The organism is Deinococcus piscis (assembly GCF_014653275.1).
Taxonomy (GTDB): domain Bacteria; phylum Deinococcota; class Deinococci; order Deinococcales; family Deinococcaceae; genus Deinococcus; species Deinococcus piscis.
In genome coordinates, this window is sequence record NZ_BNAL01000002.1 from 180994 (window position 1) to 187568 (window position 6575).

7 protein-coding genes are annotated in these 6575 nt (G+C 67.4%); all 7 read left to right on the plus strand.

What is annotated here, in order from left to right; genetic code table 11:
• The first annotated feature begins 67 nt into the window (after positions 1-67).
• From hisG to hisIE, 7 genes are read left to right on the plus strand one after another with little or no spacing between them, the layout of a single operon-like run.
• Positions 68-979 carry an ATP phosphoribosyltransferase gene (gene hisG / locus IE158_RS01710; protein WP_189641936.1) on the plus strand — a complete coding sequence of 304 codons (912 nt, stop codon included), beginning with the start codon at positions 68-70 and terminating at the stop codon, positions 977-979.
• 43 nt (positions 980-1022) lie between these two features.
• On the plus strand, positions 1023-2345 hold the full coding sequence (gene hisD / locus IE158_RS01715; RefSeq protein WP_189641937.1) for a histidinol dehydrogenase: 1323 nt from the start codon (positions 1023-1025) through the stop codon (positions 2343-2345).
• Positions 2345-3475 carry a bifunctional histidinol-phosphatase/imidazoleglycerol-phosphate dehydratase HisB gene (hisB, locus tag IE158_RS01720; protein ID WP_189641938.1) on the plus strand — a complete coding sequence of 377 codons (1131 nt, stop codon included), beginning with the start codon at positions 2345-2347 and terminating at the stop codon, positions 3473-3475. Before hisD ends, hisB begins: the two co-directional genes overlap by 1 nt.
• Complete coding sequence (gene hisH / locus IE158_RS01725) at positions 3475-4101, plus strand: imidazole glycerol phosphate synthase subunit HisH (protein ID WP_189641939.1); 627 nt, start codon at positions 3475-3477, stop codon at positions 4099-4101. Before hisB ends, hisH begins: the two co-directional genes overlap by 1 nt.
• Entirely contained in the window at positions 4095-4862 is a 768-nt protein-coding gene (locus IE158_RS01730; RefSeq protein ID WP_189641940.1) for a 1-(5-phosphoribosyl)-5-[(5-phosphoribosylamino)methylideneamino]imidazole-4-carboxamide isomerase, read from the plus strand. The genes hisH and IE158_RS01730 overlap by 7 nt, the downstream gene beginning before the upstream one ends.
• Positions 4859-5683: an imidazole glycerol phosphate synthase subunit HisF gene (hisF, locus tag IE158_RS01735; RefSeq protein ID WP_189641941.1), complete on the plus strand. Its 825-nt coding sequence runs from the start codon at positions 4859-4861 to the stop codon at positions 5681-5683. The genes IE158_RS01730 and hisF overlap by 4 nt, the downstream gene beginning before the upstream one ends.
• Complete coding sequence (hisIE, locus tag IE158_RS01740) at positions 5680-6300, plus strand: bifunctional phosphoribosyl-AMP cyclohydrolase/phosphoribosyl-ATP diphosphatase HisIE (protein WP_189641942.1); 621 nt, start codon at positions 5680-5682, stop codon at positions 6298-6300. Before hisF ends, hisIE begins: the two co-directional genes overlap by 4 nt.
• Positions 6301-6575: the final 275 nt, after the last annotated feature.

The following is a 6575-nucleotide window of genomic DNA, read 5'->3' on the forward strand; positions in this document are numbered from 1 at the left end:
AGCGCAGAACTCCCCCGGAAGCCACCACCACGGCTCTCCCGGGGGAGTTCTGCTGGAGAGATCACCCATGACTCAGCCTGCGCCTGCCCCTTCTACCCGCCCACCTCGCCTCAAAGTTGCCATGCAAAAGTCGGGCCGCCTCAGCGACGACACCCTCAAGCTGCTGCGCGCCTGCGGCCTGCGGTTCAACCTGCACGAAGCCCGGCTGATGGCGCACGCTGAAGACTGGCCGCTGGACCTGCTGCGGGTACGCGACGACGATATTCCTGGCCTGGTGATGGACGGGGCCGCCGACCTGGGCGTGGTGGGCGAAAACGTGCTGGAAGAAGCCCGGCTGGAACGCGAGGTGGCCGGCTCCCCCGCCGACTACCGGCTGCTGCGCTCACTGGACTTCGGGCACTGCCGCCTGAGCATCGCTGGGCGGGCCGAGGAGGACAGCGCGGCCCCGCTGGAAGGCAGGCGCATTGCCACCAGCTACCCCTATTTGCTGCGCGACTGGCTGCGGCGCGAAGGCATTCAGGCGACGCCCGTGATGCTGACCGGCTCGGTGGAAGTGGCCCCCCGCGCCGGGCTGGCCGACGCTATCTGCGACCTGGTCAGCACCGGCGGTACCCTGGAAGCCAACGGCCTGCGCGAGCGCGAAGTGATTTTTCGCTCACAGGCCCAGCTGATTGCCCGCCCAGGCGCACTGCCTGAAGCGCAGCAGGTCACGCTAGAGAGGCTGCTGCGCCGGCTGGACGGGGTGCAGCAGGCCCGCGAGAGCAAATACATCATGCTGCACGCCCCAGTGGGCCGTCTGGAAGAAGTCACGGCGCTGCTGCCCGCCGAGCACCCCACCGTGCTGCGCCTGGGCCACACCGACGCCGAAGTGGCGGTTCACGCTGTCAGCACCGAGAACCTGTTCTGGGAGACGATGGAACGCCTGCGTGAACTGGGCTGCTCCAACATCCTGGTGCTGCCTATCGAGAAGATGCTGTGATGCAGCCACCCCAAAGACCAAGCCTCCAAAGAAAGGCAGCGATATGACCGACACCCTTCCGCCGATCACCGTCTGGGCCGATCTGGATGAGACGGCCCGCCGCGAGGTGCTGCGCCGCCCCTCCCAGAGCGCGGGCGCAGACATCACCGCTCAGGTGCAGGGCCTCTTGCAGCAAGTGCGGGAAGAAGGCGACGCTGCTCTGCTGCGGCTCACCGCCCGCTTTGACCGGGTAGAACTGGACTCGCCGCTGCTGAGCCGAGAACAAGTCCAGGCCCAGGCCACGCAGGTGAGCGACACCGTTCGCCGCGCCATAGACCACGCCTACGACACCATCCGCGCTTTTCACGCCGCGCAGCAGCCCCAGCCGGTCAGCGTGGACACCGCGCCGGGGGTGCACTGCGAACTGCGCTGGGCCCCTGTCCGCACGGTGGGACTATACGTGCCGGGCGGCAGCGCCGTGCTGCCTTCCACCGTGCTAATGCTGGGGGTTCCTGCCGCGCTGGCGGGCTGCGAGCGGGTGATTCTATGTAGCCCGCCGGACGAGCACGGGCTACTTTCGCCCGCCGTGTGCTACGCCGCGCTTAAAGTGGGCGTGACCGATTTTGTGCGGGTGGGCGGGGCGCAGGCTGTCGCTGCACTGGCCTACGGAACGCAGAGCGTACCCCGTGCCGACAAGATTTTCGGTCCTGGCAATGCCTACGTGACCGCCGCCAAGACCCTGGTAAGCGCTGAAGCGGGCGGCCCCGCCATAGATATGCCCGCTGGCCCATCTGAGCTGCTGGTGGTGGCCGACGCCAGCGCCCAGGCCGCCTGGGCCGCCGCCGACCTGCTGTCCCAGGCCGAGCACGGCCCCGACTCACAGGTGGTGCTGGTCAGCCCCGAGCGCAGAGTGCTGGAAGCGGTGCGCGGCGAACTCGCCCAGCAGCTGCAAGGGCTACCCCGGCGGGACATCGCCGGGCGCGCCTTGGCGGAGAGCCGACTGATTCTGACCGGCACCCTGGACGAAGCCGCAGCGGTGGCCGACGCCTATGCACCTGAGCACCTCAGCTTGCAGGTGGCGAGGCCCGAAGCGCTCATTGGGCAAATTCGCGCGGGATCGGTGTTCGCCGGGCACCTGACCCCCGAAGCGGGCGGCGACTACGCCACCGGCACCAACCACGTGCTGCCCACCTATGGCGCGGCGCGGGCCTATTCCAGCCTGGGCCTGACCGACTTTTACCGCCGCTACACCGTGCAGACCGTGACCGCCGCTGGCCTGGAGGCGCTGGCCCCCACCGTAACAGCCCTGGCCCGCGAAGAAGGCCTCGAAGCCCACGCCCGCGCCGCCGAAGTGCGCCTGAGTCCGTCCACACAAGGAGAGTCCTGATGAATCAGCCCACCCTATTTATTGACCGCGACGGCACGCTGGTGCTGGAACCGCCCACCGACAAGCAGCTGGACGCCCTGGACAAGCTGGAGCTGGAGCCACTGGTGATTCCAGCGCTGCGCGACTTGCAAGCGGCTGGCTTCCGGCTGGTCATGGTCTCGAACCAAGACGGCCTGGGCACCCCCAGCTTTCAACTTGAAAGTTTCGAGGCACCACACAGGATGATGCTGGATATTTTTGCGTCCCAGGGCGTGAATTTTGACGCGGTGTACATCTGCCCGCACTTTCCCGAAGACGGCTGCGACTGCCGCAAGCCCAAGGTGGGCCTGGTACTGGACGAACTGCGCGAGCGGCGCTTTGACCCCAGGCGCTCTTTTGTGATCGGGGACCGCGCCACGGACCTGGAACTGGCCGCGAATATGGGGATTGAAGGCATCCTTTACCGCCGGGGTGGTGAAGGCGGGGGCCTGGACTGGCCCGCCATCGCTGCGGGGCTGCTGGGACGGGAGCGCACCGCCGAAGTGCGGCGCACCACCCGCGAAACCGATATCACCGTCCGGGTCAATCTGGACGCGGGCGGGCCGGTCCGCATCAGTACCGGCGTGGGCTTTTTTGACCACATGCTGGACCAGATCGCCACCCACGGCGGCTTCGCGCTGGAGGTGGAGGTGGCCGGCGACCTGCACATTGACGAGCACCACACCGTCGAGGACACCGCGCTGGCGCTGGGGCAGGCGCTGCGGGAGGCGCTGGGCGACAAGCGCGGCATCGGGCGGTTCGGGCATGACCGCAGTGATGGCCCGGACATCACTCCTGAGCAAACCAGTCACTTCGTGCTGCCGATGGACGAGGTGCGGGCCGAATGCGCCCTGGACCTGTCGGGGCGGCCCTATCTGGTGTTCAGCGCTGACTTTACCCGCGAAAAAGTGGGCGAACTGGACACCAGCCTGGTCGAGCATTTCTTCCAGAGCCTGACCCAGACACTGGGCGCGACCCTGCACCTGAGCGTGACGGACGGCGGCAATGCACACCACCAGGTGGAAAGCCTGTTCAAGGTGTTCGGGCGGGCGCTACGGCAGTGCCTTCGCCGCGAGGGCCACGCGCTCCCCAGCAGCAAGGGGGTGCTGTGATGGCAGCCCCGGCAACGCTTGCCATCGTGGATACCCGCTGCGCCAATCTCGCTTCGGTGGTGTTTGCCCTGGAGCGCCTGGGCGTGCAGCCACTGGTCACTGCTGACGCGGGCGAGCTCCAGACCGCCGAGCGGGTGCTGCTCCCCGGCGTGGGCACGGCGGGGGCGGCCATGCGCGAGCTGGAGCGCCTGGGCCTACCGGACGTGCTGCGCTCACTGCGGCAGCCGGTGCTGGGCATCTGCCTGGGCATGCAGCTGCTGACCCGCGAGTCGGAAGAATCGGCGCAGGACGGGCAGAATCAGCGCTGCCTGGGCGTGATTGACGCCGTCACCCGGCGCATGGACGCAGGCGGGCTGACCCTGCCGCACATGGGCTGGAATCGGCTGGACGCGGCGCGGCCTTCTCCCCTGCTGGCGGGGCTGGATGGGGCCTATGTGTACTACGTTCACGGCTATGCGGTGCCGCCAGGCCCGGCGACCCTGGCCGGGACGACCTACGGCGGGTCTTTCAGCGCGGTGCTGGGGCAGGGCAACTTTTTTGGCGCACAGTTTCACCCGGAACGGTCCGGCCCGGCTGGAGCGCGGCTGCTGCGCAACTTTTTGGAGTTGGAGGCGAATCCATGCTGATTCCGGCACTTGACCTGCTGGGCGGCGAGGTCGTCCGGCTGTACCAGGGCGACTTTGCCCAGAAAACCGTATTTGCGCCCGACCCTTTGCCGCTGGCGCTGGATCATCAGGCTGCGGGGGCCGAGCTGCTGCACCTGGTGGACCTCGATGGGGCACGCAACCCGGCGCAGCGCCAGCTGAAACTCTTGGCCCGGCTGAGCCGTGAGCTGCGGCTCCCGCTTCAGGTGGGTGGCGGAATCCGCACCACGGACGACATTGCCCGCTTGCTGGACAGCGGCGTGGCCCGCGTCGTGGTCGGCAGCGCCGCGATTGCCGACCCTGCCCAGGCTGCCGCGTGGCTGCGCGAGTTCGGCCCTGAGCGCCTGACGCTGGCGCTGGACCTGCGCCTGGAAGCAGACGGACGCCGCACCCTGCTCACCCACGGCTGGCAGGCCGGTTCAGAGCGCAGCCTGGACAGCTTTCTAGACGAATTGGCCGCACTGGGCGCTCAGCCCCGGCACATCCTCTGCACCGACATTTCCCGTGACGGCACCCTCAGCGGTCCCAACACGGCGCTGTATACCGCCCTGGTGCGCGAGTATTCGGAGCTACGCTGGCAAGCGTCGGGCGGCGTGTCCAGCTTAGACGACATCGCTGCCCTGCGCCGCGCTGGGGTCGCGGGCGTGATTCTGGGCAAGGCGCTGCTGACCGGGCGGTTCACCTTACCCCAGGCTCAGGCCGTCTGGGACGCCGCCCCCGCACCACAGGAGGCCCAAGCATGACCGCACCCATTTCCAACCTCACCCGCCGCATCATTCCCTGCCTGGATGTCAAAGATGGGCAGGTGGTCAAGGGCGTGCAGTTCCGGGACCATGAAGTGGTGGGCGACCCGGTGGCGCTGGCCCGCCGCTACGCCGAAGCCGGGGCCGACGAACTGGTCTTTTACGACATTACTGCGTCCAGTGACGGGCGCACGGTAAGCAAAGCCTGGGTGTCGGACATCGCCCGCGTGATTGATATTCCCTTTTGCGTGGCGGGCGGCATCCGCAGCGTGGCGCAGGCCCGCGAGGTGCTCAGCCGTGGAGCCGACAAAATTTCGGTGAACTCGCCCGCTCTCGAACGGCCTGAGCTGATTGAGGAGCTGGTGGCCGAATTCGGGCAGCAGTGCGTGGTGGTCGGGATAGATTCTTTTCAGGACGAGGCGGGCGAATACCGCGTCTATCAGTTCACTGGCGACGAAACCCGTACCCAACGAACCGGCTGGACCACGCTTGCCTGGGTGCGCGAAGCCGTGCGGCGCGGTGCGGGCGAACTCGTCCTGAACTGCATGAACCGCGACGGCGTGCGCCAGGGCTACGACGTGGCCCAGCTGGCTGCCGTGCGCGCCATTTGCCCAGTGCCGCTGATTGCTTCGGGTGGCGCGGGCGCAGCGCAGCACTTCACAGACGTCTTTCGGCAGGCTGGGGTGGATGGGGCGCTGGCCGCCTCGGTCTTCCACAAAGGCCTGCTTGAGATGACCGACCTGAAAGCCGAACTGAGCCGACAAGGCATCAGCATTCGCCCGGTGTATACCGCCGACCCCACCCCGAAAGGAACGTCATGACCTCTGACTCCTCCACGATTGACCCTGCCACCCTCGATTTCGCCAAGATGGACGGCCTGCTGCCCTGCGTCGTGCAGGACGCCGACACCGCGCAGGTTCTGATGCTGGGCTACATGAACGAAGCGGCGCTGGAGCATACGCAGGAGAGTGGTCTGGTCACTTTTTACAGCCGGTCCAAGGAGCGCCTGTGGACCAAAGGCGAAAGCTCCGGCCACACCTTGCAGCTGGTCCGCCTGAGCGCCGACTGCGACAGTGACGCGCTGCTGGTGCTGGCCCGTCCGCAGGGGCCAACCTGCCACACCGGGGCTGTCAGCTGCTTCAGCGCAGAGCCGCCCGCCCTGGAAATGCTGGGCCGCCTGGAACGCACCGTGCAGGACAGGCGCGGAGCCGACCCCCAGCAGAGCTACACCGCCCGGCTGCTTCAGGGCGAGCCGCGCCGCGCCGCGCAGAAGGTGGGCGAAGAAGGCGTAGAAGTGGCCCTGGCCGCCGTGACCCAGAGTGATGAGGCCCTGCTGGGCGAGGCCGCCGACCTGCTGTATCACCTGCTGGTGGTCCTGGCCCTGCGCGGCCTGCGGCTACAGGACGTGACCAGCGTACTGCGGCAACGCTCACACTGAGCAGCGTTGTTCCAACAGTCCACGGAACACCGCCCCACCTGTGAAGGCCGGGGCGGTCTTGGAAGAACAACTCTGGGGCACACCTCAGGTTAAACGTCGCAGCCAAAAGCGCGCAGCAGGTCATGCTCGGTCACGGGTGGGCGGGCGGCGTGGGGCTGGGGCCGGGGGGCCGGCGCGGTCTGCACCTTCACTGGCCGGGAAAAAAGCTTTCTATTGATAACGGCGTAGATTTGAGTTCATAAGATGGAGGGGCATTTGAACATAGCGAACTCGTT

Bases quoted from the DNA above. Each gene is read 5' to 3' on its own strand.
- hisG (WP_189641936.1), top strand. From the start codon at position 68: ATGACTCAGCCTGCGCCTGCCCCTTCTACCCGCCCACCTCGCCTCAAA.
- hisD (WP_189641937.1), top strand. From the start codon at position 1,023: ATGACCGACACCCTTCCGCCGATCACCGTCTGGGCCGATCTGGATGAG.
- hisB (WP_189641938.1), top strand. From the start codon at position 2,345: ATGAATCAGCCCACCCTATTTATTGACCGCGACGGCACGCTGGTGCTG.
- hisH (WP_189641939.1), top strand. From the start codon at position 3,475: ATGGCAGCCCCGGCAACGCTTGCCATCGTGGATACCCGCTGCGCCAAT.
- IE158_RS01730 (WP_189641940.1), top strand. From the start codon at position 4,095: ATGCTGATTCCGGCACTTGACCTGCTGGGCGGCGAGGTCGTCCGGCTG.
- hisF (WP_189641941.1), top strand. From the start codon at position 4,859: ATGACCGCACCCATTTCCAACCTCACCCGCCGCATCATTCCCTGCCTG.
- hisIE (WP_189641942.1), top strand. From the start codon at position 5,680: ATGACCTCTGACTCCTCCACGATTGACCCTGCCACCCTCGATTTCGCC.